The following is a 25478-nucleotide window of genomic DNA, read 5'->3' as shown; positions in this document are numbered from 1 at the left end:
TGATGATGGCCGCCCCCACCAACTCCCTTTCCCGCCGGCGGCTCGTGGACCTGGCTGGCGGGGTCGTGAGCGCAGGAGCCCGTGACTGCGAGGGGTCTCCTTTCGTGTTCCGGTCGGTTGAGGGTGAGCTCGGCGGCTGGTCCGGGCAACCGTGTGGCTGTAGACGTCAGCGGACGGACACGCGCCGAGAAACGCGCGGGAGGCGAGGACAGCCGCGAGCCTGTCGTTCGCTGTCAACTCACCTACCACAGCAAGCCGCCGGGGAGTTCGCCGTCAATGGGAACGAGTCGCGCCGGTCGCGCGGCGCTCTTGGCCGCCGACTCCTCACGAAGGGCATGGACAACCTTCAACTTCCTCTCGATCACGGCCTGTTGTCGTTCATGTCGTTCACCAAGTCCTTCGGCGAGGTACCGAAATTCGGGTGGGGGACGCCGCCGGTCCCATGGCAGTGGCCCACGCGGTGGCATGACGGGGCAGGAGTGGGACCGGCGGCTCGGCCGGCCGCCGCGTGGCCCCCTGCTTTCTCTCCGGCAGAGAGCCGCTTCCGCCCGCCCGGCTGACCGCGCGTGCGCTGAACGGGCGTACGCGGCGCGGCGTACGCGAACGGGGTGCGGCGGGCTGTCGAAGCTGGGGTGCTCTCACCCCGACCGCCGACCCGTCACCAGGAGGTGCGCACACGATGCGCCGATTCCTCAAGGCCGCAGGCACTGCCCTCGCCGCGGCGGTCTGCCTGGCCGCCTCTGTCCCCGCCGCCTCTGCCGAGGGCTCCAAGCTGCGGCATGTTGCCGTCGAGGATCAGCCTGCGTCGCCGGTCGACCCGTTGGGCGGTCTGGGGGTGGTGAGCTTCGCCCCGGCGCTGCTGGCCTCGGTGGCGGACCCCGATCGTTCCCCGGCCGGGACCAACGACTTCGGCTGCAAGCCCTCGGCCGCCCACCCCTACCCAGTGGTGCTGGTCCACGGCACGTTCGAGAACGCCTTCGACAACTGGAGCGGGCTCGCCCCGGTGCTGAAGAAGGCCGGATACTGCGTCTTCGCCCTCAACTACGGCGAGACCAGACCCCATGCCCTGATCAAGGCGGTCGGCCCGATTCCCGCCTCGGCCCGGCAGTTGGCTGCCTATGTCGACAAGGTGCGGGCCGCAACGGGGGCGGCAAAGGTCGACCTCGTGGGCCACTCCCAAGGCGGCGGTCTGATGCCGCAGTGGTACCTGCGCTTCGAGGGCGGTGCCGCGAAGGTGCACCAGCTGGTGGGTATCAGCCCCAGCAGTCACGGCACCACCCTGCTCGGCCTGATCCACGTCGCCGATGCGGTCCTGGCGGTGGCAGGGAGCGCCGGCAAGCCGCTCGGCCTGGACAGCCCCGCGGCCAGGGACCAGACGGTCGGCTCCCCGGTGTTGCACCGGCTCTACGCCAAGGGCGACACCGAGCCCGGCGTCACCTACACCAACATCATCACCAAGACCGACGAGGTAGTGACCCCGTACACCAACCAGTACCTCACCGCCGGACCCGGCGCGACCGTGCACAACATCCTGCTGCAGGGCGTGTGCCCGTTGGACCTCACCGGCCACCTGGGCAGCTCCTACGACCTGAACACGTACCAGTTGGTACTCAACGCCCTGGACCCCACCCACGCCCGTCCCGTGCGCTGCGCCCTCATGCTGTTGCCGGTGTGACCCTGTTCGAGGGCCCGCAACTCATCCGGCTCGCCCTGCGCACAGGCAATCTCAACGAACGGTCCCAGCAAGCAGGCCCTGACCTGTCTTGGCCTGGTCTACGAGGGAATCCTGCGCAGCCATATGCGGCGCCAGGACGTAATCGCGGCAACTCGCTCTACTACAGCCTGCTCGCAGAAAAGTGGCCCGCCCTTCGCGACACACTCCGTACCGGGATCGGGGCCAAGACATCCGTGGCCTTCGGACCGGCACCTCCCGCCCCCGGACAGTAACTCGTCGCAAGGGCGGGGCCCACCGGCGGGCGTTGTTCCTACTGGGAGTTGTAGGCCTTGATGCTCACGGCGGGGCCTTCCGAGTTCCGGGCAACCGCCTTCGCTGCTGCGGTGTCCACCTGCAGGACGGTGGTGCCGTGCGCGGGAACGGTCATCAGCGCGCCGACCGGAGTGACCTCGACGGCCTGCTGGGTGACACCGTTGGGAGGCCGGTCCCAGAGGATGTAGACCACGCGCACGGACACGGGGACGTCGTCCTCGTTCGTCAGACGGACCGCGGAGAACCGTTCGAACCTGGGGATCTCCTTGCCGCGGCTGTCGAGAGCTTGCGTGGTCACGTCGTGCGGCCCAGCGGGGATACGGGCCACGGAGGTGCGCCGGACGGCGACACGGACATCGGCCACATCGTGCTCACCGGGCCCGGAGAACCTGAGGACGTCGTAGCTGCTGCCGAACGGAGCGACCAGATTGCCGTGGTCGCTGCCGTAGACGGTGGTGACTCGCACCTGCGGCAGCACGTGCTTGTTCTTGTCGAACGCGGTGAACGACAGTGTCGGGACCTGCGAACGCCGGGCGTTGTTCTTGATCACCAACTGTTGGTTCATCGTCTCGTTCTCGCCCGAGTCGCCCACATAGTGGAAGTCCAGTAGCTGAGCGAGTCCGGCCTCGGAGGTGGGGTTGGGGCGAGGCCTGCCCGTGACCCCGAGCGGCCCACACCCGCACAACAGAACCGCCCCCGTTGCCACGATCCCCAGGACTCCGCGTCTTCGCCGTCCGGCCCTCGTCATGTTGCCCTCCCTATTGCTTGCTGTTGGTTTGTTATTCCGGCTGTTCCAGAGCGGTGAGCCGGCGTTCGTCCTGGAACTCCGCGGGGTGTTCGCCCCCCCCGGGGGCCCTCACACCTCGGGAAGTGACGGATCGGGTGTCCAGGGTTTCGGGGCGGTGATGGCCCAGCGTTCGTGGTCCCGCCAGGCTCCGTCGATGTAGAGGTAGTTGGGCGAAACCCCTTCGTAGCGGAAGCCCAGTCGCTGGACCACGGCGAGGGACGCCTTGTTCGCCGGCTGGATGTTGGCCTCCAGGCGGTGGAGCCGCAGGTCGGTGAAGGCGTGCTGCAGGGTGGAGGCCAGCCCTTCGGTCATGTACCCGTGCCCTGCGAACGGGGCGAAGGCCGCATAGCCCAGGGACGCACCCTGGTAGCGGCCCCGGATGATCGAGTTGATGTTGACCGTGCCGGCGGCTGCGCCGGTCTCCCGCACACGGATCAGATAGCCCCGGTTGGTGCCGTCGTCGAAGCGGTGCATCCAGGCCTGGAACTCCTGTGCGGTAGCGGGTAGTTGCATCCAAGGCCGGTGCAGCTCGGAGCTGGCCTGCACCAGCGTGCAGAACTCGTCCTGGTCGGAGAGGGTGAGCGGGTGCAGTTCGACACGTGACGGCGTAGGGGGCATGGACCAACGTTAAAGCCTGTGCGTGGGCGTGTCGCCCGCGTGATTCACCGCTGGGGCGATCTGGGTGTGGGGCGTGGTGGTTTGGGGCGTGCGGTGGCCCGCGCTGCGAGGACATCCCGGAACACCCTTGCACTGGCCCTCACGTGGGTGGATGAGGCGGAGCCCGGCGAAGTTCCGGAGTTCGGCGTTGCTGCCGCCGAGAGCGTACGCGAGGGGGACGGCGACGATTCTCCGCAGCAGTCCTCCCGGCCGGTCGTTCGCAGGGAAGACCGGTTCGGGGCCCGTGTCCTCGCCGCCGTCGGCGGCACGGTCCACCAGAGTGCAGGATCGGAGATCGGCTCGGCGGAAACCCACATGGTCGGGGAGCTGCTCGGTATGGCCGAACCGCGAGGAAGCCCGTCAGGAAGTCGCAACGTCATGCGGCGGAGCCCAGGTCCCGCCTCTGACACCGAGACTCCATCACGCTCGGCTCGCCTGCCGTGCAAGGCACAGGCACGGCTGGTCCCTTACCAGGGGGCCCGGCGTCCTGCGGTCTGTCGGTGGCTTGTCGGAGCTGGCACGTGGTTGTCGGTGCTCTGTCGGTGCCACTGCCAAGGATGGGCGCATGGAACCGATTCGGGAGGTCACCATGACGAACAGCATCCGGCCGCACCACTCACGCCCCACCTCGATCCTCGTCTCCGGCGCGGGCATCGCCGGCACGGCTCTGGCGTACTGGCTGGCGCGCTACGGCTTCCGTGTCACCGTCGTCGAGCGTGCCGCGGACCTTCGCGGCGGCGGACAGGCGGTGGATGTGCGCGGAAGTGCGATGGAAGTAGTCGAGCGGATGGGCCTGTCGGAGGAGCTGCGGGCCGGGAGGACGGGCCTGCGCGGGATGTCGCACGTCGACGCGGACGGTCGTGAAGTGCGACGCACCGAGGGGTGGACCGCCAGCGGCGGCCCCTCGGACGGACCCGATGTGGAGATCCTCCGGGACGATCTGGCCGCGTTGCTCGCCCGGGCCGCCGGGAGCGGGGTGGAGTACCTGTTCGGCGACTCCATCGGCACGTTGGCCCAGGAGGACGACGGTGTCCGGGTCCACTTCGCGAGCGGTGAGCAGCGGCGTTTCGACCTCGTGGTGGGCGCCGACGGTCTCCACTCGGCGACCCGTCGACTGGTCTTCGGCCCTGAGGCCGACTATCTGCATCCGATCGGTGTCTACGTCGCGTCGTGGAGCGCCCCCAACCACCTCGGCCTCGACCGCTGGGAGGTGTTCCACCGGCCGGGTGTCGACGACATATGGGGCTGCATGGCCATGACGGTGCGGGACAACACCGAACTGCGTGTCTTCGTGGGCTTCACATCCGAGGAGGCGTACGAAGAGATGCTGCCGCGTGACCTCATGGCGCAGAAGCGGCTGGTGGCCGAGCGCTGTGAGTCCCTGCGCTGGGAGGTGCCACGCTTCCTGAAGGCCATGTGGGAGACCGACGCCTTCCACTACGACGTGGTGGCGCAGATCCGGATGGACCGCTGGTCGCGGGGGCGCGTCGCGCTTCTGGGCGACGCCGGATTCTGCTGCTCCCCGCTCACCGGGCAGGGCACCAGCGTCGCGCTGACGGCGGCCTACGTCCTCGCGGGGGAGCTGCACCTCGCCGACGGCGACCACGTGGCTGCCTATCAGGCCTACGAGGAGCGGCTGCGCCCTCATGTGACGGCCAATCAGGCGCTGCTCAGCCTGGGCCAGGAGATGCTGGTCGCCGAGACAGGAGCGTCGGGGCCGGAGGCGGACGCGGACTCGGCGCGTCCCGATGGGCCCGGCCGGGAGGAGTCGGCGGAATTCCGCGCGGCTGTCGCCTTCGATCTGCCGGACTACTGAGGGGACTTGGAGGTGCGTGGGCGTGGGCCGGCTCGGCGGCAGGGCGGTGCCGCCCTGCCGCCGCCCGTCAGACGGTACTGAGCGGATGGGCCGCCGTGGCGGAGCGTGGTGGCCAGGCGCGGGGGGCGAGGATGCCGAGTACGTAGGCTCGGGCGACGAGGGCGGGGCGGGTGTCGGCGTCCAGGAGTTCCCGCAGGCGGCTGATGTGGTAGTCGACCGTCTGCCGGGACAGCCTGAGCGAGGTGGCGATGTCGCCGTTGCTGCTGCCCGCGGCCAGCAGGGAGAGGATGCGGATCTGGGCGGGGGTGAGTGACGGATGGGGGTCGTGGGCGAGGCTCTGGTGGGTGACGACGGCCCAGACGTGGCGGGCGCGGCCGGCGCAATGGCCGACCGTGGTCAGGTGGAGCTGTGCGCGGCGCTGCCGCCCCTGGGCGTCCACGAACACTGCGGACGTCTCCACTCGTCGGGTGTGGCGCGCTATCAGACCGTTCCACCGGCGGTGCAGCCCGTCGAGGCCGGTTTCGGGGGCGAGCAGGGTGTGCGCTCGGCGGCCGACCAGGTCGTGCAGGCTGAGGTCGAACAGCTCGGCTGCGGCCCAACTCGCCGTGACCACACGGCCGTTGGCCGACAGGAGCGCGCAGGGCAGGCCGCTGTGGTCGCGCAGCGCTCGTAAGTCGTCCTCGGCCTCTTGCCGCTGGACCATGGCGCGCAGGTGATCGGTGATGTCCACGTAGATTCCGGCGACGCAGGTCCGCGCGTTCTCCCGCACGGGGAACCGGTGGCCCACCGCCTGGCCCGCACTGCCGTCCGGCCGTCGGTAGTCGAGGGTGTGCCGCATGGGCGTCCCCCGGGTGAGGATCTCCTGGTCGAGGGCGCGGAACTGGGCGGCCTCGGTGGGGGCGTCGTATTCCTCGATGCGCTTGCCGACGAGTTCCTCCGGAACGGTGCCGTAGAGGTGCGCGTACGCGTGGTTGGCCCACAGGTAGCGGCCATCGCTGTCCCGGATGAAGGCGGCCGCCGGGGAGAGGTTGACCAGGCCCGCGAAGGCCGCGTGCTGCCGCGGGGTTTCGGGGCGGGCGTCGACCTCCACGGCTAGGCCGTGCGTACGGTGGCCGGCGCCGCGCTCGTCCAGGGGCCAGCTCACATCGAAGGTGCGGCCGTCGAACCGGGCCCGCCAGCGGCCTCCCTGCGGCGGGTGACCCGGGGCCGCGAGCTCCTGCCGCATCCGGTCGAGGAAGCGCTGGGCCGTTTTGGTGTCGGCGAAGGCGCCGCCTCCCCTCTCGCGCACCTGCCACGGCTCGTCGACCTCCCACCAGAACACCGGAAGGTGTTCGAGCAGCGCCTTCAGGCTGGAGTCATCCACAGCGGTCTCTCCGTTCGTATACGGTCCGTACGCAACCGGCTGACGCACTGTCACATCGCATGGGTATCCCGCCCCGACCCCGTGCATGCTCGCTTCTCGGCCGAAGTGGAAGCCGTTCTGTGAGCCCTCGCGGCACCTCCCGGCGCCCAACACGGCCTGCGAATCAGGCATTTGCCTGAACGGCCGGCGTCCCCCGGGGCGATGTGGGCGCCGGTTGCCGTGGTCCCCTTGAGTGTGCGGGTGATTACGCCCCGAAATACACGAATGGAGACGAACTTCAGTGAGCAAGGTGCTGTTAGTGCATGCCAAGGGTGGTCCGCCGCTCGGTCACGTCCTGTCCCGGACGGCCGTGAGGGCGGAAGTGCACCTGCTGGCGCTCAGCGCCCTTCCTCCCGTTGTGGCACGCGCCGCCCGGAGACTGTGCGCCTCGGTCCTGACACCCGCCGACGTGGAGCGCTCCGACCTGGTGTCGCTGATCGTCTCGCGGGCCGAGGACGTGGGCGCGGACGCGGTGCTCACCTTCTCCGAGTACGCGGTCGTGGCCGTGGCCGAGGCCTGCGAGGTGCTCGGGCTCGCGGGGGCCGGCGGTGCCGCGGCGCTCGCGCGCGACAAGCGGCTGATGCGCCGCACCTGGCAGGAACACCGGCTGCCGCAGCCCGAGTTCCGTTCCGTCGACACCGAGGCTGACCTGCGCGAGGCGGCCGATGCGCTGCCCTTCCCGCTGCTCCTCAAGGCGGCCTGGAGCGCCGGATCCACCGCGCACCAGATCATCCGCTCCCCGCGCGAACTGTCCGCCGCCTGGCACCGCTCCCATGAAGTCATGGCCGAATCGGCCCAGTTGGGGTACGCCGAACTCCACGTCGCCGAGGCGCAGGGCCACTTCGTGGTGGAGCAGATCGTGACCGGCACCGCATCGGACTGGTTCGACGAGCCCGGCTGGGGCGACTACGTCAGCGTCGAGGGCGTGGTGGCGGACGGCACCTTCCACCCGGTCTGCCTCAGCGGCCGGATGCCCACGGTCGAGCCGTTCACCGAACGCGCCGGCATCACCCCCGCCCTCCTGTCCCAGGACGCCCAGGACCGCGTGGTGGCGCTCGCGCGGGAGGCGGTCGACGCCCTCGGCCTGCGGGACTGCGGAACGCACACCGAGATCAAGCTCGGCGCGGACGGCAGCATGTGGCTGATCGAGACGGCCGCCCGGTTCGGCGGCGCGATGACGGTGCCGCAGATCGAGGACGTCTTCGGGCTCGACCTCGTCGGCATGCTCGTCGACCACCTCGTCGGACGTCCGGTCCACTGGCCCGAGCAGGCCCTCACCCCGGCGCAGGCGCGCGGCGCGGCGGGCTCCCTCGTCGTCCTCGCGGTCGACGGCCGGGGCGAGGCCTGGCGCCACCGCAAGGTGTGGGACTTCCCGGTCGTCGCCAAGGAGGTGCCCCTCAGCCGGGGCAGCGAGTTGTCGGTGGTCGAGGAGAGTTCGCTCGCCGACGGAAGCGTCGTGCCGGTCTACGACCCGGCCGCGGGCGCCAACACCATGGCCGCCCTGTGCCTGCTCTCCGCCACCGACGCGCGCACGGTGCTGCGCGACTTCGAGACGCTGGTGGAGGCCCTGCCGCAGGTCCTGCCCGCCGCACGGCCCGAGGAGGTCTCCGCGTGACCGCCCAGCTGTTCACCGGCGCCTGCGAGCCGGCCACGGACCGCACCGTCGTCGGCGAGAACCTCTCCCTGCCGCTCTTCCGCACCCTCTCCGGAGTGCTGGCCGGCCACCCCTACCTCAAGGTCGTCGTCGACCGTGCCGAGAACACCTGGCACCTCCTTGACACGGCGGCGCACCCCTTCCACGTCAACTACATCGCCACCCGCGTGCTCGGCATGGAACTGGCCGAACTGGACGCGGACCTGGACGCGTTCAACGCCTCCGTCTACGCCGACCCGGCACGGCGCTTCCTCCTCGGTGTGCTGTCCCTGCACACCGACCAGGACCCCGAGGGCCGCGAACGCACCTTCCTCGTCCTGGAGACGACCGAGGCCGACACCATGAACGGCCCGCTGCTGCAATTCTTCTACGAGTTCGTACGGGAACGGGTCGACGGCCGGCTCCCGGTGCTGCTCAAGCCCGCCAACCACGGGCAGGAGGAGGAGCTGGCGGCGATCAGCGAACAGCACCTGCCGCGCATCCTGAGCCACGAACTCTTCGGCTCCCGGGTCCGGACGCCGCTGAACCCCGGCGAGGCCGTCGGACGGCTGCGCTTCTTCCGGACCGACGAGGAGTACGCGGCCGCGGCGCGAGAGCTCGGCTGGGCGGACATCGTAGCCATGCCGTGCCTGCCGGACGACGTTCCCCGGACGGCGGGATTCCTCAACACCGCGCCGATCACGCCCCTCTCCCACACCAACGTCCTGGCTTCCGGCTGGGGGATACCCAACGCGATCGTGCGCGACCTGGAACAGCTCGTCGAGAAGCACGACTTGGACGGCGCGTGGGTCCGCTACCAGGTGCGCGAGGACGAGATCTCCCTGGAGCGCCTCGACCACGAACCGGTCCTGCGGGCGCCGGCCTGGCACCAGCAGCGCATCCGCCTCGAACCGCCCCTGCTCGAAGACGCCCCCGTCCTGTCCCTGCACCGCCTTCGCGGCGCCGACCACGACCGCTACGGCACCAAGGCGGCCAACCTCGGCGAACTGCACCACGTGCTCGACAGCCGCACCGCCGACCTGACCGCCTTCTACGGCCGGCCCCGCCCGCCGCGCGACGACCTCTACGGGCACCTTGCCGCCCGGCTCGGCCTCGACGCGCCCTCCATGCCCCAACTCCGCTCCAGGGCGGCCGAGTTCGTGTCGGCCACCGTCGGCGCCCCGGAGGGCGTGGCCCTCCCCTTCGCGCTCCAGCAGCACTTCCTCGCCTCCTCGCCCGCGATCCAGCAGGGCATCGGGAAGCTCAAAATGGCACTCGAACTCGACGCCGCCGACGCCCTGGACCCGATCTGTCTGCAACTCCAACAGCTGATCCGGCACACGCCTGTACCCGAGTCCGTCATCCGGCAGATCAGCCAGGCCTTCCCCGCGCCGCCCGCCGCGCACGGGCGCCTGGTGGTGCGCTCCTCGTCCAACGCCGAGGACCTGCCCGGGTTCTCCGCCGCCGGTGTCTACGACTCCGTGACCACCGTCCACGGCACCGCCGAACTCCTGGACGCGGTACGCCAGGTGTGGGCCTCCCTGGTGTCACCCCGCAGTGTGCGGCTGCGCCACCAGGTGGGGATCTCGCTCGACGACACGTACATGGGCGTGATCATCCAGGAGTACGTGCCCGCCTCCCTCGGCGGCGTCCTGGTGACCTGCGACCCGACCCGTCGCGCGGACTTCCGCAACGTCTACCTCAACTGTTCCCCCGGCTCCCCGGAGCGGGTCGTCGAGGGCTCGGTGCTGCCGCAGCAGTACCTGTACAACACGGTGGAGGGCGGCGGCCGTACCGTCGCGCTGGGCTCCTGGGGCGACGATCTGCCCGCCACCACCCGCGCCCGGCTCGCCGACCTGTCCCTGACCGGGCGGCTCCTGCAGTCCCACTTCAGCGAGGCCGATGTGGACAGGCCGCTGGACATCGAGTGGCTCATGACCGAACGGGGCGACTTCCGGCTGGTCCAGATCCGCCCGTACGCGCTGTGAGCCCGGGCACGACGGGCGCACGCACCGGTCCGACGCCCACCGGTTTGACGCGGACCGCTCACCGGATCATCCGGCTCAACTACGGCTTCCAGCTGCTGTTCAACCTGCTGTGGTGGATGCCGGTGTTCTACGCCTACCAGAAGCAGGCCGGGCTCTCCGACGGGCAGATCTTCGGCATCCAGAGCATCTACTACGTGGCCTTCTGCCTGTTCGAGATCCCGACCGGCCTGATCGCCGACCGGATCGGCGCCCGCAACTGCCTGCGAGCCGGCGCGGTGGTGATGACCGCGGCCAACCTGGCTCCCGTCGTCAGCGCCTCGTACACCGGCTTCCTCCTCCATTTCCTCGCCATCGCCATGGGCCGCTCGCTCACCTCGGGCGCGGCGAGCGCCTACCTGTACGACGGGCTGCGGGCCGAGAACTGCGAGGAGCACTACCTGAAGGCGGAGGGAACCGCGCGGGCCTGGGGGCTTGCGGCGAAGGTCGTGTGCTGGCCGCTGGTCGGGCCGTTGATGTCGGTGGCCCACACGGCCCCGTACGTGCTCAGCGCCGCCAGTGCAGCGGGTTCCCTCGCCTGCGCGGTGGGGCTGCCCCGGCTCGCCGGAACGGATGGAGGTACAGAGGCGGCGGCCGCCGCCCGGAAGGACGGAGGGCGTCGGGGCCGGGCGTTCCTGCGGGACGCGGGTGCCGCATTGCGCTGCGTCGCCTCGTCGAGGTGGCTGGGCCTGGTGATGGTGCAGGGCGTGGCGGTCTTCACGCTGTCCCGCATCTGCCAGGTCAACCTCTTCCAGCCGATCCTGCTGGACCACGGCATCAAGGAAGCCTCCCACGGGGGAGTGCTGGCCGCGATGACGGTGGCGGAGGCGGTGGGCTCGGCCCGCCCCCAGTGGCTGAGCCGTCGCGTGACACCCGTCGCCTGGGTGTCGATCCTCAGCCTCGCCCTCGCGGGCACGCTGGCGGCTATGACACTGGGCGGCCCGTGGGCCGTGGTCGCCCTGCTCTGCCTGTTCGCCGCGGCGACCGGCTTCGTCTACCCGGTGCAGCGCAAGCTGGTGAACGACGCCGTGCCCGCGAACGCCCCGCGCGCCACGCTGCTTTCGGTCGAGAGCATCGTGGACCGCGCGGTGTGCGCCCTGGCCGCGATCGCCGTGGGCGCCTACGTCTCCGCCGGTCACCTGGACGCCCTGCTCTGGCACAGCGCGCTCGCGACCGCGGTGCTGCTCGGTGCCGTTCAACTGCTCCTGCGCAGCGGGGTGGTGAAGCGGGATCGAGCCGCGGTCGAGGCCCCGGCGGCGCAGGCATGGAGCAGCTGAACGACGACGCCCCTGGTCAGAGGGTGAGCAGTCGCACCAGCAACACGGTCACCGTGCCGACAGTGAGCATCGACCCCAGCACGGTGAACAGCCGGTCGAGACCCTTCATGTCCCAGCCCTCGATCGAAAACCGGTGAGGATTGTCCGGGTCGTACCGGACTGCGACATGCGCTCCCACGCGGAAGCCACTTCCGACGGTTGCGCGGCCGAACCTGGAGGAGCACTCGTACGTGCGCCCGTCCCGGGCGGTCCAAGCCGCCACAGGGTGGTGATAGGCGATGCCATCGTCCCGCTTGACGTCGTGGCGGACGATCCGGGCCTCGGCAGTGACACCTGCGCGGCGGAGCACGCCGGCCTGGCGGAGACCGTACGCGCCGAAGCCGAGGAAGAATATGCCGATGGTCAGGGGGATGAGGGAGAAGAGCCATTCACGTTCCACGTGGTGCTTGACGTGTGTATGGGGCTGCCGGTTGCAGGTGAGGCGGCGGTGACAATCCGCAGGTGCTTCGGTACTCGGTACTCATCACCCGTTACTCGGTACGCACGAAGCCGGTGCCCGCACGCTGATGGCCGTTCCGCTGCTGCGGTGCCGGCTTCACCGCGTCGGCTTGCCCTCCTCGGCGAAGCGGGCCAGGCCTTCCGCCATGCCCTGCATGAACTTCTGGAGGTAGTGCGGCAAGATCCAGCGCAACGCCCAACCCGTCTCGTACTCGCCGTACCAGTGGATGACCGTGCCCGAGTCGGACGTCGGCTCCAGCTCGATGCGCGCGTGGTAGTTGCGCAGCGAGGGGTTGACGCGTCTTCGTAGGCCAAGAGGCGCTGTTCGACCTTCTCGGTCAGCCGCTCCCCGGTGACCCTGCGCCCCGTCCGGAAAACCGTCTCCGGCGTAGCCCGTCGTCCACTGGTAGTGGCGTGGGCGTCTTCCGGATGCGGGGCAGGCAATCGCCTCAGAATTCCGCTTGAGCGCCGGCCGGAATGCCCGCGCGGTGGCCATCGACGGGGGCAGGGACCGTGCCGTATGCACGGGCGCAGGTGATGGCTCGCCTGCGTCTGCCCCAGGCTTGCCACCGCCCGTCTGTGCTGTCGTGCACTCCGCCCTGACCTGGGATTTTATGGTGTCGGGCCGTAGCGTCTCCCATGACGGAAGGGGACTGTATGGACCGGAACATCTACACGGTCGAGGACGTGCTGGAGCTTCTGGACGGCCTGTTCGCACCCGAGGCCGATCGCTGGACGAGCGGTGCGGCCACCTGGTGGGACGATTTCTACACCGACCGCTCCAAGCCCGTGCCGTTCTTCGCGGCGAAACCGGACGAGAACCTGGCTTCCTACCTCGACCGCGAACTCATCACTCCGGGACGGGCGCTCGACCTCGGCTGCGGGCCCGGGCGCAACGCCCTCCACCTTGCCTCACACGGTTTCCAGGTGGACGCCGTAGATCTGTCCCCCACGGCCATCGCCTGGGCTCAAGAACGTGCTCTGCAGGCCGGAGCCGACATCCGATTCCGCTGTGCGGACGCCTTCAGCCTCACTGAGGCGGAGCTGAACGGCCCCTACGACCTCATCTACGACTCGGGCTGCTTCCACCACCTGCCACCCCACCGCCGCATCAGCTACCTCGACCTCCTCGACCGACTCCTCGTCCCCGGCGGCCATTTCGCCCTCACCTGCTTCGCCCCCGGCGAGAGCGGAGCCTCCACGCTTCCCGACACGGCCTTCTACCGCGACGCCCGCCTCCACGGCGGGCTCGCCTACACCTCCCAGGACCTGCGCAGGATCTTCTCCCGCGTTGCCGAGGTGGAGATCCGGCGCATGCACGACGAGCCAGTCGAGTCCGCCCACTTCGGCGAAGCCTTCCTGTGGACAGCCCTGTTCCGCCGCAACGCCCAGGAGTAGTGGGATGGCGGGATCAGGGGGTGGGCCGCAGGCGTGCGGCGGCGGTGGTGATGGCCGGATAGTGGGGGATGGCGGCCAGGGAACTGCCGGTGAGCCACTGCTTCCAGGTGAGGTTCCAGTCGCCGTAGCCGTTGTCGAAGACGGTCATGGGAGTGCCGTAGCCGTGGATGACGTCGACGATGTCGCCGGGACTGATGGTGTCGTAGAACCAGGCGGCGTCGTCGCTGGACATGCCGGTGCAGCCGTGGCTGACGTTCTCGGCGCCCTGGGATTCGAGGGACCAGGGAGCCGCGTGGACGTACTCGCCGCTCCAGGTGAGGCGGGTGGCGTAGGAGACGGGGAGGTCGTAGAAGTCGCTGGTGCCGCGGGCGATGCCGATCGAGTCGCCCCGCATGCGTACGGTGCGTTCCTTGCCCAGGACCACCTTGATGCCCTCGCGGGTGCGGAAACCCGCCTTGCCGGTGGTCACCGGGATCGTTCTGATCGTGTGGCCGTTGCGCTTGACGGTCATCTCGTGCGCCGCGACGTCGGTGATGGCTTCGATCCGGTCACCGGTGGTGAGGGTGAGCGGCTGTGACGGGCCGCCGTACAGCCTGTCGGTGACATGGACCCGGTCGAGGCCGCTGCGTACCTGGATGGTGGCGTGGGTGGGCCAGTACGTCTGGGGCCGGTAGTGGAGAGTGCTGTCGTCCACCCAGTACCAGGTGCCCTGCACGGCGGGCTCGGAGGTCACCTGCAGGGACCGTTCGACGAGCCTGCGCGCCTCGCGGTCGGCTGCCGGGACGGGCTGGGACAGTTCGGCGACGACGGGCTGCCCCACTCCGTAGACGCCGGGCGTGGGACCGAAGGCGGCGGTGAGCCTGTTGCCCGGTGGCGGCGGTGCGGTCTCCAGGGCCCAACTGGCCTGCCCGGGCAGGCCGTCCTCGTCCTCGGCCATGGCTCGGAGGAGGTAGCGGGTACCGGCGCGCAGCGGTGTCGTACTGTGCCAGCAGGCGCCGTCGTCGCTGATCCGACCCGCCAGGTGTCGTCCCTGCGCATCGGTGACGCTCACATCCGTGAGCTGGCCGTCCGCTCTCAGACGGATCGTCAGTGAGTCGGCGGGATCCGCCAACGGCATCACGGATTCCGGGTCCAAGTCCACACGCTGGATCGGCAGTTGATGCCGGCCGTCGTCGTCGGTCGGATGCGGCCGGTCGTCGCCCCCGGAACCCGCGGCCTCGCACGAGCCGACGGGGCAGCTCTTGGTGCACAGACCGCCCACAGGTTGCTTGCCCGCCACGGCTTCCAGCGCCGTGTCCGCGAGGAGGGGCACTGTGGAGCGGGTGTGCAGCGATGGAGTGAGCATGGGCGCCGCGGCTGCCATGGTCATGGCACCTGCCGCGACGAGCGCCATGCTCCAGTACCTGACCCGGGGTCTCACCGTGCGGCCCTCCCAAGCATCGACAGTGGGATGGCGTCATCAGAGCAGACCGTGGGAGGACCATATGACCGCGTCGCTGCCGATGGGACCGAACGGGTGCAGCGGACCGCCCGGTTGAACCAACGGCCCTGAGCGGGGGTTGGTCGGTCCTGGCCGGCAGCGGCAGGAGGCCGTCTGCTTCCAGGGTCGGCAGGTGTGAAGGCTGGTGTCGGCGTCCGGTCCACCGGGGCACGGTTGAGGACCGGGCGCCGACCAAAGTGCGGCCTCCCCCACGGACGGCCGCTCACGCAGCATGTCACGGGGCTCGGGCGCCTGGGAAACATAAGGCATCCAACTGACTGAAATCGTGTCATGTCTGTGATGAGTACCCTGCGTGGGTGTTTGGGCATGGACCACCGGTTGGTGTCGTGGGGCGGGGCCGGCCGGTTCTGTTTCGCGCTGCGCCGGGCGCTCCGCAAGGCCCGGACAAGGACAACAACCTCCGCTCCCCTCTTCGTAGTTGGGCCCGACGGGGCGTACCGCAGGCCGGGGCGCATTGTTGAGGCGGTGCGGGGGCGGCGCGTCGGCCGGCCGGGCCGAGTGCGGGCGCGAACTCGCCGTTCCCTTCGTGCAGCTATTGGCGTCATCTCACCCCAGGTCTGCTCTGAGGGCAGCACCTGTTCGGGACCGCACGGGGGCGGCGGGCCGGGTTTCGGGATGCGGCGGGGCGGGGGAGATCTCTCACGTGGACCTCATCCCCACCATCGATCTGACTGCCCCCGACCCGGCCCGGATCGACCGTGCTCTCCAGAACGCCGGCTTCCTCCTGGTCACGGGCCACGGCATCGACCCCTCGCTGCCCGCCGCCATCCGCGAGACCGCACGCGACTTCTTCCGCCTCCCCGTCTCGGCCAAGCAGCCGTACGCCGTGAAGGTGGGCGGGCGGGGGTGGCTGGGCCCGGGAGCCGAGGCCAACGGCTATGCCGAGGGCACGGAGACTCCGCCGGACCTGAAGGAGTCGCTGTCCTTCGCCGCCGAGCAGCCCACCGGGGACGCGGCCGTCGACGCGGAGTGGTTCGTGCCCAACACCTGGCCCTTCGAAGTCCCGGACCTCAAACCGCTCCTCGCCGACTACCTCGCCGGGATGAAGGCTCTCTCCGACCGCCTCCTGGACCTCCTGGCCGTATCCCTCGGCCGCCCCGAAGACTTCTTCACCCGGCACACCGGCCACCCCACCTGGGGGTTCAACATCAACTGGTACCCCGGGACGGACACCGTCGGCGCCCCGCAGCCGGGCCAGTTCCGGATCGGACCCCACACCGACTTCGGGACGGTGACGGTCCTGGACCGACAGCACGGCAAGGGCGGCCTTCAGGTCTTCTCGGACCGGCACGGCTGGCAGGACGCCCCGTACGACCCCGCCGCCCTGACCGTCAACATCGGTGACCTGATGGCCCGTTGGACCGACGGCCGCTGGAAGTCGGGCCGCCACCGGGTGCTGCCACCACCCGCCGACGCCCCCGCCGAAGAACTGCTGTCGCTGGTGTACTTCTACGAGTGCGACCCCGGCACGGACGTCCGGGGCATCGATTCCCACACCTACCTGCGGGCGCAGCTGGACGCGATCACGGCCGACTGACACAGCCGCCGTCTCCGCGTTCGGTCGGCCACCCCGCGAGCGGTGACCCTTCAAGTCCGCCGGGTTGCGGCCGTCCCTGGCCGGCTGGAACGTGGCCGGAAAATCTGGTGAGGGGCTTGAAGCTGCCGTTGCGGCAGCTTCTACCGTTTGGGGCAGGGCCGGAGAAACCGGCTCGGTGACGCACCCGTGGGGGAGGCGGCGATGGCCTGGCCGATCGCGGAGGTCGCCCGGATATCGGGTGTGACGGCCCGGACACTGCGGCACTACGACGAGATCGGCCTGCTGCCACCCGCCCGCATCGGCACCAACGGCCGCCGCTACTACGAGGAGCGGCAGTTGCTGCAGCTCCAGCAGATCCTCGTGCTGCGGGCCCTGGGCGTTGGACTGCCGGAAATCGGCCGGGTCCTGGCCGAGCAGGTCGACGAACTGGAGGCCCTGCGCGGCCACCACCGCCAACTGCTGGCCGAGCGCGACCGGCTGGACACCCTGGCCGCCACCGTCGCCCGCACGATCACCGAACTGGAACGGTCCAGGAAGGACGGCACACCCATGACCAGCATCAACCGGCCGGAAAACCTCTTCGAGGGCATCCGGCCCGCCCACTGCATGAAGGCCCTGCGTGACTTCCCGGAACTGGCCGGGGCCATCGAACGGCACAACGCGATGCTGAGCGAGGCCGAGATCGAGGCCGACGAGCGCGAGCGCACCGCACAGATGATCCGGCTGGCCGAGCTACTGGCCGCCGGTCTGCCCGCCGACTCCGCCGAGGTACAGGCGGAGATCGACACCCAGTACCGCACGCTGGCCCGGATCCGGCAGGCCACCGCCGAGGAATACCGGGCGATCGGGCGTTCCTGTGTGGAGAACGAACACTGGCGCGCCGCGTACGAGTCGATCGCACCGGGCCTGGCCCTCTACCAGCGCGCCGCCATCGACGCCTACGCCACCACGCGCCTCGGCTGAACCGGCCCGGGGCACGTCATCCGCTGGTGGCGTCTTCGGGCTCCCAGCGCAGCAGGTCGCCCGGCTGGCACTTGAGCACCTCGCAGAGCGCGGCGAGCGTGGCGAACCGCACCGCCTTGGCGCGGCCGTTCTTGAGTACCGCGAGGTTGGTGGGAGTGATCCCTACGCGGTCCGCGAGTTCACCCACGGACATCTTCCGCCTGGCCAGCATCACGTCGATGTCGACGGTGATCGGCATCAGATCACCTCGTCCAACTCGGCCTGCATCCGAGCGGCTTCGACGTCGCGCGCGACCGCCTGGGCGAGCAGCATCCGCAGCACGAGCACCATGAGCGCGACCCCCAGGATGGCCACGCCGATCCCGGCCATGATGACGCTGACGCCCGGGTCGTCCCGCTGTCCCGGTGCGTTGACGATCGTGACCGCGAACCACACGAGGGACGCCGCCACGATCGCGCCGATCAAGATGTCCACGTACCGGAAAGCGGCGTGGGAGAACACGGTGCCGCGTCGCACCATCGCGACCAGCCGCCATACGCAGACCAGGGCGACCTGGGCCGACATCATGCCCAGGATCGTGATCACGCGCAGCGCGGTCAGTGGGACCGACCCGTCCTCCGGGTCGCTCCCGCTGACCAACGCCCACACCATCCCTGCCTGTACGAACGCGGTGCCGGCGAGCACCACCGCGAGCACGGCGCGCAACGCACGCACTGCCAGCTTTCCCATGACCCGTCCCTCCATCGACTTACGATGGGAATCTATCGAGTTTCGATAGGTGCGGCAAGGGCTGGAACGGAGGATGGGCGAGCAGACCCACCCGTCCCGGGCCGCCTGCGGATGACCGGGACCGTCGCCCCGATCGCGCGCAGCAGCAGATCCCCGCCCGTGTGGGTGCCCACACGGCGGCCGAGGGTGCTGGGCGGGGCCATCTGAGCGCCATCCGGCGTAACCTTCTGGCGCTGCGTTATGGCGGATGTGCGCAGGGAACGCGTGTTCATGGTGTGCCGGGAGAAGTCGGCCGCCCCGGACCGAGGAAGGCGGTATCCGCCATGGTGCACAGTCCCGATGTCATCGCGGAGCTGACCGCCGATCACCGTGAGGTGGACGAGCTCTTCGCCCGGATCGAGGACACCATGCCGGGCACGGCGGAGCGCAAGGAACTGGCCGACCGGCTCACCATCGAGCTGGTGCGGCACGCGGTGGCCGAGGAGGAGCACCTCTACCCGGCGGTGCGCGAGTACCTGGAGAACGGCGACGCGCTGGCGGACAAGGAACTCGCCGACCACGGGCGCGTGGAGCAGCTGCTCAAGGACCTGGAGGCCACGGATGCCGGCGATCTCGCGTTCACCCGGATCCTGGTGCATCTCAAAACCGAGGTCTTCGCCCACGTCAAGGACGAGGAGGACAACCTCTTCGTGCGGCTGCGCGAGGGCTGTCACCCCTTCGTCCTGGAGAGTCTGGGCGAGAAGGTGCGCCACGCGAAGAAGACCGCTCCCACCCGCCCCCACCCCGCAGTCCCGGCCAACAAGCTCCTCGCCCCGGGTGTCGGGCTGGTCGACCGGGTCCGGGACTTCGTCACAGGCCGCGGCAAGTAGTCCGCAGTCTTTACGGGGCGGGGGAGCGTTCGCTGCCTACAAAGACCGGTGTGGGCCGAGTGGCCGCCGCGGTCAGGTGTGCAGGCGGCTGTTGGGGCCGTCCTGGTGGGCGGTGCTGTCATCGTCGTTGAACCAGTAGTCGCCGGCGGCCAGGTATCTGAACGAGTGGCTGCTCTTGCTGGGCAGCTCGATGGTGACGGCGCGGCTGCCGTCCTCGCGGGGCGTCAGGGTGTGAATGCCCGGCTGCCAGTTGTTGAAGTCGCCCACCACGCTGACCGGTCCGGGTGGTGTGTCGGCCGGGAGGATGAATGTGACTTCGGTGCGGTTGTTGCGCGGTGTGCGGTTCAGCACCAGCGGGCTCCTGAGGGTGGCGGCGACGGGGATGGGGGACAGGGGTCCATCGTCGGCGGCCGACGCGCCCGCCGCTCGTCGACACCGCCGTAAGGGGCCCGGCGTCAACCGCCCGGCCCAGCCGGTGCACATGCGGCGAATCGCCGGGTTTGGCAGCGCCCACGGCGGGCTACACGCGTAATGCCGCAACGGCTTCTCGCAGCCGTGGCCTGACCAGTGTTTCGCCTGGCACCGTCCGACGGAGGAGAGACCGATGACCGAGACTTCACGCGAGCCGACCACCAGCGATTCCGGTGCTCCGGTGGAGAGTGACGAACACTCGCTCACCGTCGGCCCGGGTGGGCCGGTCCTGCTGCAGGACTCCTATCTGATCGAGCAGATGGCGCAGTTCAACCGGGAGCGGATCCCCGAGCGCCAGCCGCACGCCAAGGGGAGTGGTGCCTTCGGGCATTTCGAAGTGACCAACGATGTCAGTGCCTACACCAAGGCCGCCGTCTTCCAACCCGGTGCCAGGACCGAACTGGTCACCCGGTTCTCCACGGTCGCAGGGGAACGCGGCAGCCCGGACACCTGGCGGGACCCGCGCGGATTCGCGGTGAAGTTCTACACCAGCGAGGGCAACTACGACATGGTGGGTAACAACACCCCCGTGTTCTTCGTCAAGGATCCGATGAAGTTCCAGCACTTCATCCGGTCCCAGAAGCGCCGGGCGGACAACAATCTGCGCGACCACGACATGCAGTGGGACTTCTGGACCCTCTCGCCGGAGTCGGCTCACCAGGTCACGTGGCTCATGGGCGACCGTGGCATCCCCCGCACCTGGCGCCACATGAACGGATACACCTCCCACACCTACATGTGGATCAACGCCCGAGGTGAGCGCTTCTGGGTGAAGTACCACTTCAAGACCGACCAGGGCATCGAGTACTTCACTCAGGACGAGGCCGACCAGATGGCATCGGCCGACACCGATTACCACACGCGCGATCTCTTCGAGCACATCCGCGACGGGGAGTACCCGAGCTGGACCCTGCATGTGCAGGTCATGCCGTACGAGGACGCTGCGGAATACCGGTTCAACCCGTTCGACCTGACGAAGGTGTGGCCCCACAGCGACTACCCGCTGATCGAGGTGGGCCGGATGACCCTGGACCGCAACCCCACCGACCACCATGCGGAGATCGAGCAGGCGGCCTTCCAGCCGAACAACCTCGTTCCCGGGATCGGCCCCAGCCCGGACCGGATGCTGCTGGCCCGGCTGTTCTCGTACGCGGACGCACACCGGCATCGGATCGGCGGCAACTATCAGCAACTGCCCGTCAACGCCCCGGTCGTCCCGGTGCACACGTACTCCAAGGACGGGGCGATGGCGTACCGCAAGACCGTCGACCCGGTCTACGCACCGAACTCGAAGGGCGGCCCGGCGGCCGACACCGGCCGGTACGGGAACCCGCCCAGCTGGCACATCGACGGGGAAATCACACGATCGGCCTACGTCTCGCATGCCGAGGACGACGACTGGGGCCAGCCAGGCACCATGGTGCGCGAGGTCCTGGACGACGCGGCCCGGGACCGGCTGGTGGACAACGTGGTGGGTCACCTCCTCAACGGGGTTACCGAGCCGGTCCTGCGACGTGCCTTCGAGTACTGGTCCAACATCGACAAGTCGATCGGTGAGCGCATCGAACGGGGAGTTCGCGCCAAGGCGGACGAGAAGGACCCCAAGGCCGCGGAGCAGAGCAACCCCGCGCGGCGGGACATGCAGGAAAAGGCCTGACCACAGGGGCAGGGCCTCGTGGCGTTCCGCCGGTGGCCCCCACGCCGGGAAGGCGAGCACGTCGGCACTGCCCGGGACCGGGTTTGGGCCTGACGGGCGTGCGCACCCGTACGACGGTCGTAGGTGTCCGACGAACCAAGGGAGTGATCGAATGTCCGGCAACAAGAAGGCCAAGGCGAAGTCCGAGCAGGTCAAGGGCAAGGCCAAGGAGGCCGTGGGACGCGCCGTGGGCAACGAGAGCATGGAAGCGAAGGGCCGTGCCGAGCAGGCCAAGGGAGACGCGCGCCAGGCCAAGGAGAAGGCCAAGGACGTCTTCAAGCACTGACCCGCTGCCGGGACGTCTCGTGGGGCGCGGCCCGAGCCTGTGGCCGTGCCCCACCTGGGCTTCTGAACCTCTCTGAGTCCCTTTCGATCCTCGTTGGCAGGGCCCGTCGCCCCGGACTCGGTGCGACCGCCGGGGTCATGAGTGGTTGCCGGTACGGTCGGCCGCACGACGGGTAGTTACTAGTCATGATCACCATCGGGGTCGAAGAGGAGTACCTGCTGCTCGATCCGGTCACCGGGCATCCTGTGCCTCGGTCGGAGGAGGTGCGCCGCGCCGCAGGGCTTGAGGCGCTGGCCGAGGACGACGAGGTACAGCTGGAGCTGCTGCAGGCGCAGGTCGAGGCCGCCACACCGGTGTGCGGCAGCCTGGCGGAAGTGGCCGGCCATCTGCTGCGGTTGCGTCACGCCTTGGGCACGGCCGCGGAGCGTGCGGGGTGCCGTCTCGCCGCGACCGCCGCGGCTCCGGTGTCGGGTGCGGGGACCGTTCCCGTCACGGACAAGCGCCGGTATCTGGAACTGCGCAAGCAGGGCGGCCATCTCATCGACGGCATGCTGATCAACGGGATGCATGTGCATGTCGGGATGCCGGACCGGGGGATGGGAGTGGCGGTTCTGAACCGTCTCCGGGTCTGGCTGCCCACACTTCTGGCCATGTCGGCGAACTCGCCGTTCTGGGACGGCAACGACACCGCCTTCGCGAGCTGGCGCACGCCCGTCTTCAGCCGTTGGCCGGTCAGCGGGCCGCCACCGCCCTTCGCCGACCTCGAGGACTACGAACGACGCACCGACGCACTCGTCGCGTCCGCAACCATCGCGGATGCGGGGCAGCTCTACTGGCAGGCGCGTCTCTCCGAGCGCTACCCCACCGTCGAAGTCCGCTGCATGGACGTCCAGCTACGCGTGGACGACGCGGTGATGCTCGCGGGAATCGTGCGGGCCCTGGCCGCCACGGCCATCCGCGAGCAGAAGGACGCAGTCCCTGAGCCCGCCTGCCCTCCCGAGCTGCTCCAGGCCGCGATGTGGCATGCCGCCCGACACGGCCTCGGCACCACCCTTCTCGACCTCGCGGGCCGCCCCCGCCCCGCCGGCGACGTCCTGGTCCAGCTGGCCCGGCACATCGCCCCGGCCCTCGAGGAACACGGCGACGGCCGCCACGTCGATCCCCTTCTTCACCGCCTGCTGCGCGAAGGCACCGGCGCCGACCGGCAGCGTCACGCCCTGGCCGAGGGAGGACTCCCCGCCCTGATCGACTTCATCATCGACGAAACCGCCTCCACCTGAACGGCATGCGCTCGGCGTCACCAGTCCAACTCGTCGGTGGTGGGGATGTGGGCGTCCATGTTGCGTTCCATCATCCCCAGGGCGGCATCGGCCAGGTCTCGGTGGATGTGGGCGACTGCGTCGCGGGGGACGGTCACTTCGAGGTGCCGGATGTGGGCGTCGAGTGCGGAGTAGAGGACGCACTGCTCGGTGACCTGTCCGCAGAGCACGACATGGGTGATCCCTTGCTGCCTCAGGAGGTAGCTGAGGGGGGTCTCGTAGAAGATCGAGTGGCGGGCCTTCACCACGAACAGCGAGTCCTTGTCGGGGCTGAGGGGGCGTACGAGGTCGGCGTGCGGTCCTGAGAGGGCCGTGTCGAGGAGTTCGCCGTGGTGGGATCTCCACTGCCCGAAGTTGTCGTTGGCGTAGATGACCGGGACATCATGGCGACGCGCCGTTTCCAGGAGTTTCACGATGGCGGGCAGTGCGGCCTGGGCGGCGGGGAGCAGCAGGTCGGCGTCGGCGTGGTCATACGTGTTGATCATGTCGATGACGATGACTGCCGTCTTGTCCATGCCTTCCACCTTGCATCCGGCCACCCATGGCGTGCCCGGGGATAGCGGTCACGGCGTTTGCCGGCCTTCGGGGTCAGGCGGGCTCGGCCGCTTGCATGAGGTGCTGGAAGGCCGTCATGCAGGCCAGACAGTGGTGGTCGGTCTCGGCGTCCCCGTCGAGGTCGAGGGGCTGCCCGCACAGGGTGGCGCGCTGGCCCTGGGCCACTACGTGCCACACCTGGCCGACGCCACTGACAGATATGCCGACGTGCATTTCGTACATGACAGTCCTCCGTACCGTGGACAGCACTCCACGCCATCACAGCTGAGGGTCCCGCGCTCCCCGGCGCGGGGCATTCGGGTGACCCGTCGGCGGCGGCGCCCCTGCTCGCGTGTGATCAGCCGCTGTCGGCCAGGGCGGCCAGGCCCGGTTCGTTCAGCTCCGACCAGGCCAAAGGTGCGACGGGGGCGCCGGGAAGGGCCCTACGGCGTATGGGGCGACCGTGGTCTGGGCATAGGCGTTGTGCTGTACGTCCAGGTGGAGCCGCCCGTGCCGGGCCTGCTTCCGATCGGCCTTCGCGAGCCAGCGTGCGGGGTGATACAGGCCTGGCTGGCGAGGTACGGGAGAGTGGCGGTGTCGTCGCAGAGCACGTGAGTGACGGTGCCGTCCTCCTTGGGCAGCTCGGCGGTGTCCACACAGTCGGGAAAGTTGTCCGGTGCGTCCTTCTCTTGAAGCTCTTGCCGTCGACCCCCTCCGGGTGGCGCTCCAGCATCAGTGGGCGGCCGTGCAGGTGAGGCAGCATTTTGCGGGCAACACCGCGGTAGTACTCGGCGAGGTCAGCCTTGGTGATGCCGTCCTCGGGGAACACTGCGCGGACGAGCTCGGGCCGGTGATCCCGCGGACCTTTCCACCCGGACCGGGCTGGTCGCCGGACGGGCACCGCATCAAGTCCGACCTCGACTACAGCCGGGGCCCGGAAAAGACCTGGGTCTTCGGCGGACTGCGGATCCGCGACGGCATGGAGATCACGATGACCGCGCCGTCCCGCAGCAGCGTCTGCTACCAACAGTTCCTGGAGCGCGTGGAGCAGGCCAACCCGAGTGGGACGATCTGGATCGTCACCGACAACCTGTCCGCACACCGCAGCGTGTCCACCAGGGCCTGGCTGGAAGACCACCCGCGCATCCACCACGCCTTCATCCCGGTCGGTGCCTGCTGGCTCAACCTGCAAGAAGGCTGGTGGCGCCTCTTCCGCAAGACCGCGCTGGCCGGCCGTTCCTTCTGTAGCCCCCACGACATCGCCCACGCCACCGAGCTGGCTACTGCCCAGCTCAACACCCGTGCCCGCCCCTGGATCTGGGGACGACCAGCACCTCCCACCCGCACACGCAGGCGTCGCTATGTGTACGTCCTATGAGGAACGCAGCACTAGTGCGCAGAGTGTGGTCCTCGCCGATCGCCTCGCGATGTTCAGCGAGGCGATCGGCGCACCCTTGAACACGGCCTAGCAGTCCGCCGATTCGCGCTGAGCGGAGACCGCCGTGCCCTGTACGGCATGGCTTGCAACGGCGTTCACCTCCGGTCGCGCAGAGGGACGTGACATAGGGCGGCAGCTTCGGGGCCTCCGCCCAGCCGGCGTGCGGATCTGCGCCTGCATGCCTTGGTTCAGTGCTGTCTGGGGCTGCTCGTGATCTCCTCGTACTCCTCGGCCGTGGGCTTGGAGATCTGGCTGCCCTCTCCGTAGTAGCCGCGGGAGAGCTTGGCCCTCAGCCTGGTGATGCGTCCGGTCTTGTGCACCACGCCCTGGTCGTCGGTCTCCGGACCGATGCCGAGCGACTGGGGCTGCTCGTGCTGGGTGTAGGTGAAGAGCGCACCCTGGTTGAGAGGCTTGTGGACCTCGGTGAACTCGCCCTGAGCGAGACGCTTGATCACGCCGGTCTTGCCGATCACGTTTTTGTTGGTCTTGCCGGGGCCCGGGAACTGGGCGCGGTAGACCTTGCACGCCTGAATGAGCGGGGAGGGGGATCGCAGTCCGAGCGAAGCGCGAGAAGAAGGGGGCAACGGCACTGCGTGCCCATACAACTGGGCGGTGTCCGAGTCGATCGACACGGTGACCGCCCTGGCCCGGCAGTG

Annotated in this window: 25 protein-coding genes and 1 pseudogene; 13 read left to right on the top strand and 13 right to left on the bottom strand. The window is 69.4% G+C overall.

Annotation, left to right across the window (positions count from 1 at the left end; all coding sequences use genetic code 11):
- Nucleotides 1–679: 679 nt before the first annotated feature.
- Nucleotides 680–1675 (top strand): esterase/lipase family protein, encoded by a 996-nt coding sequence (locus IE206_RS00925; protein WP_189959591.1) that lies wholly within the window; start codon nucleotides 680–682, stop codon nucleotides 1673–1675.
- A gap of 310 nt (nucleotides 1676–1985) precedes the next feature.
- On the opposite strand, the gene IE206_RS00920 is transcribed toward IE206_RS00925, so the two are convergent.
- Nucleotides 1986–2735, bottom strand: a complete 750-nt coding sequence (locus tag IE206_RS00920) for a hypothetical protein (protein WP_189959589.1) — start codon at nucleotides 2733–2735, stop codon at nucleotides 1986–1988.
- A gap of 108 nt (nucleotides 2736–2843) precedes the next feature.
- A complete protein-coding gene (locus IE206_RS00915; RefSeq protein WP_189959586.1) occupies nucleotides 2844–3392 on the bottom strand; it encodes a GNAT family N-acetyltransferase in 549 nt (182 codons plus the stop codon).
- Between the two features lie 604 nt (nucleotides 3393–3996).
- On the opposite strand from IE206_RS00915, the gene IE206_RS00910 reads away from it, so the two are divergent.
- The gene (locus IE206_RS00910) at nucleotides 3997–5247 is read left to right on the top strand and encodes an FAD-dependent monooxygenase (protein WP_226598596.1); all 1251 of its coding nucleotides are present in this window, start codon (nucleotides 3997–3999) and stop codon (nucleotides 5245–5247) included.
- Between the two features lie 67 nt (nucleotides 5248–5314).
- Here IE206_RS00910 and IE206_RS00905 read toward each other — a convergent pair whose 3' ends face one another.
- Nucleotides 5315–6610, bottom strand: coding sequence for a PAS domain S-box protein (locus tag IE206_RS00905; protein WP_189959584.1), 1296 nt, complete (start codon nucleotides 6608–6610; stop codon nucleotides 5315–5317).
- A gap of 397 nt (nucleotides 6611–7007) precedes the next feature.
- On the opposite strand from IE206_RS00905, the gene IE206_RS00900 reads away from it, so the two are divergent.
- The 3 genes from IE206_RS00900 to IE206_RS00890 are packed head-to-tail and all read left to right on the top strand — an operon-like array spanning nucleotide 7008 to nucleotide 11583.
- On the top strand, nucleotides 7008–8264 hold the full coding sequence (locus tag IE206_RS00900) for an ATP-grasp domain-containing protein (RefSeq protein ID WP_373300847.1): 1257 nt from the start codon (nucleotides 7008–7010) through the stop codon (nucleotides 8262–8264).
- The gene (locus tag IE206_RS00895) at nucleotides 8261–10270 is read left to right on the top strand and encodes a PEP/pyruvate-binding domain-containing protein (RefSeq protein ID WP_189959580.1); all 2010 of its coding nucleotides are present in this window, start codon (nucleotides 8261–8263) and stop codon (nucleotides 10268–10270) included. Before IE206_RS00900 ends, IE206_RS00895 begins: the two co-directional genes overlap by 4 nt.
- 44 nt (nucleotides 10271–10314) lie before the next feature.
- The gene (locus IE206_RS00890; RefSeq protein ID WP_226598595.1) at nucleotides 10315–11583 is read left to right on the top strand and encodes an MFS transporter; all 1269 of its coding nucleotides are present in this window, start codon (nucleotides 10315–10317) and stop codon (nucleotides 11581–11583) included.
- A gap of 16 nt (nucleotides 11584–11599) precedes the next feature.
- Here the strand turns inward: IE206_RS00890 and IE206_RS00885 are convergent, their stop codons facing one another.
- On the bottom strand, nucleotides 11600–12022 hold the full coding sequence (locus IE206_RS00885; protein ID WP_189959576.1) for a DUF3592 domain-containing protein: 423 nt from the start codon (nucleotides 12020–12022) through the stop codon (nucleotides 11600–11602).
- Nucleotides 12023–12178: 156 nt separating this feature from the next.
- A complete protein-coding gene (locus tag IE206_RS00880; protein WP_189959574.1) occupies nucleotides 12179–12607 on the bottom strand; it encodes an SRPBCC family protein in 429 nt (142 codons plus the stop codon).
- A gap of 131 nt (nucleotides 12608–12738) precedes the next feature.
- Here IE206_RS00880 and IE206_RS00875 point away from each other — a divergent pair, with 131 nt between their 5' ends.
- Nucleotides 12739–13479, top strand: a complete 741-nt coding sequence (locus IE206_RS00875) for a class I SAM-dependent methyltransferase (RefSeq protein ID WP_189959572.1) — start codon at nucleotides 12739–12741, stop codon at nucleotides 13477–13479.
- Between the two features lie 13 nt (nucleotides 13480–13492).
- Here the strand turns inward: IE206_RS00875 and IE206_RS00870 are convergent, their stop codons facing one another.
- Complete coding sequence (locus tag IE206_RS00870) at nucleotides 13493–14848, bottom strand: L,D-transpeptidase (protein WP_226598593.1); 1356 nt, start codon at nucleotides 14846–14848, stop codon at nucleotides 13493–13495.
- Nucleotides 14849–15623: 775 nt separating this feature from the next.
- Here IE206_RS00870 and IE206_RS00865 point away from each other — a divergent pair.
- Together IE206_RS00865 and IE206_RS00860 are read left to right on the top strand one after the other, a co-directional pair.
- Entirely contained in the window at nucleotides 15624–16517 is an 894-nt protein-coding gene (locus tag IE206_RS00865; protein WP_373300846.1) for an isopenicillin N synthase family dioxygenase, read from the top strand.
- A 201-nt stretch (nucleotides 16518–16718) separates the two neighbouring features.
- Nucleotides 16719–17480, top strand: a complete 762-nt coding sequence (locus tag IE206_RS00860; protein WP_189959570.1) for a MerR family transcriptional regulator — start codon at nucleotides 16719–16721, stop codon at nucleotides 17478–17480.
- 16 nt (nucleotides 17481–17496) lie between these two features.
- On the opposite strand, the gene IE206_RS00855 is transcribed toward IE206_RS00860, so the two are convergent.
- Together IE206_RS00855 and IE206_RS00850 are read right to left on the bottom strand one after the other, a co-directional pair.
- The gene (locus IE206_RS00855) at nucleotides 17497–17718 is read right to left on the bottom strand and encodes a helix-turn-helix domain-containing protein (RefSeq protein WP_189959568.1); all 222 of its coding nucleotides are present in this window, start codon (nucleotides 17716–17718) and stop codon (nucleotides 17497–17499) included.
- A complete protein-coding gene (locus IE206_RS00850) occupies nucleotides 17718–18209 on the bottom strand; it encodes a DUF2975 domain-containing protein (RefSeq protein WP_189959566.1) in 492 nt (163 codons plus the stop codon). Before IE206_RS00850 ends, IE206_RS00855 begins: the two co-directional genes overlap by 1 nt.
- A gap of 323 nt (nucleotides 18210–18532) precedes the next feature.
- Between IE206_RS00850 and IE206_RS00845 the strand changes: the two genes are divergently transcribed.
- A complete protein-coding gene (locus tag IE206_RS00845; RefSeq protein ID WP_189959564.1) occupies nucleotides 18533–19078 on the top strand; it encodes a hemerythrin domain-containing protein in 546 nt (181 codons plus the stop codon).
- A 72-nt stretch (nucleotides 19079–19150) separates the two neighbouring features.
- Here the strand turns inward: IE206_RS00845 and IE206_RS00840 are convergent, their stop codons facing one another.
- Nucleotides 19151–19429 (bottom strand): isoamylase early set domain-containing protein, encoded by a 279-nt coding sequence (locus IE206_RS00840; protein ID WP_189959561.1) that lies wholly within the window; start codon nucleotides 19427–19429, stop codon nucleotides 19151–19153.
- Between the two features lie 253 nt (nucleotides 19430–19682).
- On the opposite strand from IE206_RS00840, the gene IE206_RS00835 reads away from it, so the two are divergent.
- The 3 genes from IE206_RS00835 to IE206_RS00825 all read left to right on the top strand — a co-directional run bounded on the left by IE206_RS00835 (nucleotide 19683) and on the right by IE206_RS00825 (nucleotide 22811).
- Nucleotides 19683–21206, top strand: coding sequence for a catalase (locus IE206_RS00835; protein WP_189959559.1), 1524 nt, complete (start codon nucleotides 19683–19685; stop codon nucleotides 21204–21206).
- 151 nt (nucleotides 21207–21357) lie between these two features.
- Complete coding sequence (locus tag IE206_RS00830; RefSeq protein ID WP_189959556.1) at nucleotides 21358–21531, top strand: CsbD family protein; 174 nt, start codon at nucleotides 21358–21360, stop codon at nucleotides 21529–21531.
- 185 nt (nucleotides 21532–21716) lie between these two features.
- Nucleotides 21717–22811, top strand: a complete 1095-nt coding sequence (locus tag IE206_RS00825) for a carboxylate-amine ligase (protein ID WP_189959555.1) — start codon at nucleotides 21717–21719, stop codon at nucleotides 22809–22811.
- 17 nt (nucleotides 22812–22828) lie between these two features.
- Here IE206_RS00825 and IE206_RS00820 read toward each other — a convergent pair whose 3' ends face one another.
- The 3 genes and pseudogenes from IE206_RS00820 to ligD form a co-directional block, all read right to left on the bottom strand.
- Nucleotides 22829–23365 carry a cysteine hydrolase family protein gene (locus IE206_RS00820; RefSeq protein ID WP_189959553.1) on the bottom strand — a complete coding sequence of 179 codons (537 nt, stop codon included), beginning with the start codon at nucleotides 23363–23365 and terminating at the stop codon, nucleotides 22829–22831.
- A 73-nt stretch (nucleotides 23366–23438) separates the two neighbouring features.
- Nucleotides 23439–23627 (bottom strand): hypothetical protein, encoded by a 189-nt coding sequence (locus IE206_RS00815; RefSeq protein ID WP_189959551.1) that lies wholly within the window; start codon nucleotides 23625–23627, stop codon nucleotides 23439–23441.
- 133 nt (nucleotides 23628–23760) lie between these two features.
- Nucleotides 23761–24213: pseudogene (ligD, locus tag IE206_RS42295) on the bottom strand (non-homologous end-joining DNA ligase LigD); the annotation flags it as partial.
- Here ligD and IE206_RS00810 point away from each other — a divergent pair.
- The gene (locus IE206_RS00810) at nucleotides 24103–24762 is read left to right on the top strand and encodes a transposase (protein WP_229853163.1); all 660 of its coding nucleotides are present in this window, start codon (nucleotides 24103–24105) and stop codon (nucleotides 24760–24762) included. The pseudogene ligD and the gene IE206_RS00810 overlap by 111 nt on opposite strands.
- A 248-nt stretch (nucleotides 24763–25010) precedes the next feature.
- Here the strand turns inward: IE206_RS00810 and IE206_RS43395 are convergent, their stop codons facing one another.
- Nucleotides 25011–25454 carry a hypothetical protein gene (locus IE206_RS43395; protein ID WP_189959549.1) on the bottom strand — a complete coding sequence of 148 codons (444 nt, stop codon included), beginning with the start codon at nucleotides 25452–25454 and terminating at the stop codon, nucleotides 25011–25013.
- Nucleotides 25455–25478: the final 24 nt, after the last annotated feature.

The sequence above is a fragment of the Streptomyces violascens genome, assembly GCF_014649955.1.
GTDB classification, from domain to species: domain Bacteria; phylum Actinomycetota; class Actinomycetes; order Streptomycetales; family Streptomycetaceae; genus Streptomyces; species Streptomyces violascens.
Note: the sequence above shows the minus strand (reverse complement) of the source record. Positions and strands in the feature narration are given on the sequence as shown.

What these genes read in the sequence shown, in the direction of transcription:
- IE206_RS00910 (WP_226598596.1), top strand. Translation starts at nt 3,997, where the DNA reads ATGGAACCGATTCGGGAGGTCACCATGACGAACAGCATCCGGCCGCAC.
- IE206_RS00850 (WP_189959566.1), bottom strand. Translation starts at nt 18,209, where the DNA reads ATGGGAAAGCTGGCAGTGCGTGCGTTGCGCGCCGTGCTCGCGGTGGTG.
- IE206_RS00835 (WP_189959559.1), top strand. Translation starts at nt 19,683, where the DNA reads ATGACCGAGACTTCACGCGAGCCGACCACCAGCGATTCCGGTGCTCCG.
- IE206_RS00855 (WP_189959568.1), bottom strand. Translation starts at nt 17,718, where the DNA reads ATGCCGATCACCGTCGACATCGACGTGATGCTGGCCAGGCGGAAGATG.
- IE206_RS00845 (WP_189959564.1), top strand. Translation starts at nt 18,533, where the DNA reads ATGGTGCACAGTCCCGATGTCATCGCGGAGCTGACCGCCGATCACCGT.
- IE206_RS00815 (WP_189959551.1), bottom strand. Translation starts at nt 23,627, where the DNA reads ATGTACGAAATGCACGTCGGCATATCTGTCAGTGGCGTCGGCCAGGTG.
- IE206_RS00875 (WP_189959572.1), top strand. Translation starts at nt 12,739, where the DNA reads ATGGACCGGAACATCTACACGGTCGAGGACGTGCTGGAGCTTCTGGAC.
- IE206_RS00915 (WP_189959586.1), bottom strand. Translation starts at nt 3,392, where the DNA reads ATGCCCCCTACGCCGTCACGTGTCGAACTGCACCCGCTCACCCTCTCC.
- IE206_RS00830 (WP_189959556.1), top strand. Translation starts at nt 21,358, where the DNA reads ATGTCCGGCAACAAGAAGGCCAAGGCGAAGTCCGAGCAGGTCAAGGGC.
- IE206_RS00920 (WP_189959589.1), bottom strand. Translation starts at nt 2,735, where the DNA reads ATGACGAGGGCCGGACGGCGAAGACGCGGAGTCCTGGGGATCGTGGCA.
- IE206_RS00925 (WP_189959591.1), top strand. Translation starts at nt 680, where the DNA reads ATGCGCCGATTCCTCAAGGCCGCAGGCACTGCCCTCGCCGCGGCGGTC.
- IE206_RS00820 (WP_189959553.1), bottom strand. Translation starts at nt 23,365, where the DNA reads ATGGACAAGACGGCAGTCATCGTCATCGACATGATCAACACGTATGAC.
- IE206_RS00870 (WP_226598593.1), bottom strand. Translation starts at nt 14,848, where the DNA reads ATGACCATGGCAGCCGCGGCGCCCATGCTCACTCCATCGCTGCACACC.
- IE206_RS00825 (WP_189959555.1), top strand. Translation starts at nt 21,717, where the DNA reads ATGATCACCATCGGGGTCGAAGAGGAGTACCTGCTGCTCGATCCGGTC.
- IE206_RS00860 (WP_189959570.1), top strand. Translation starts at nt 16,719, where the DNA reads ATGGCCTGGCCGATCGCGGAGGTCGCCCGGATATCGGGTGTGACGGCC.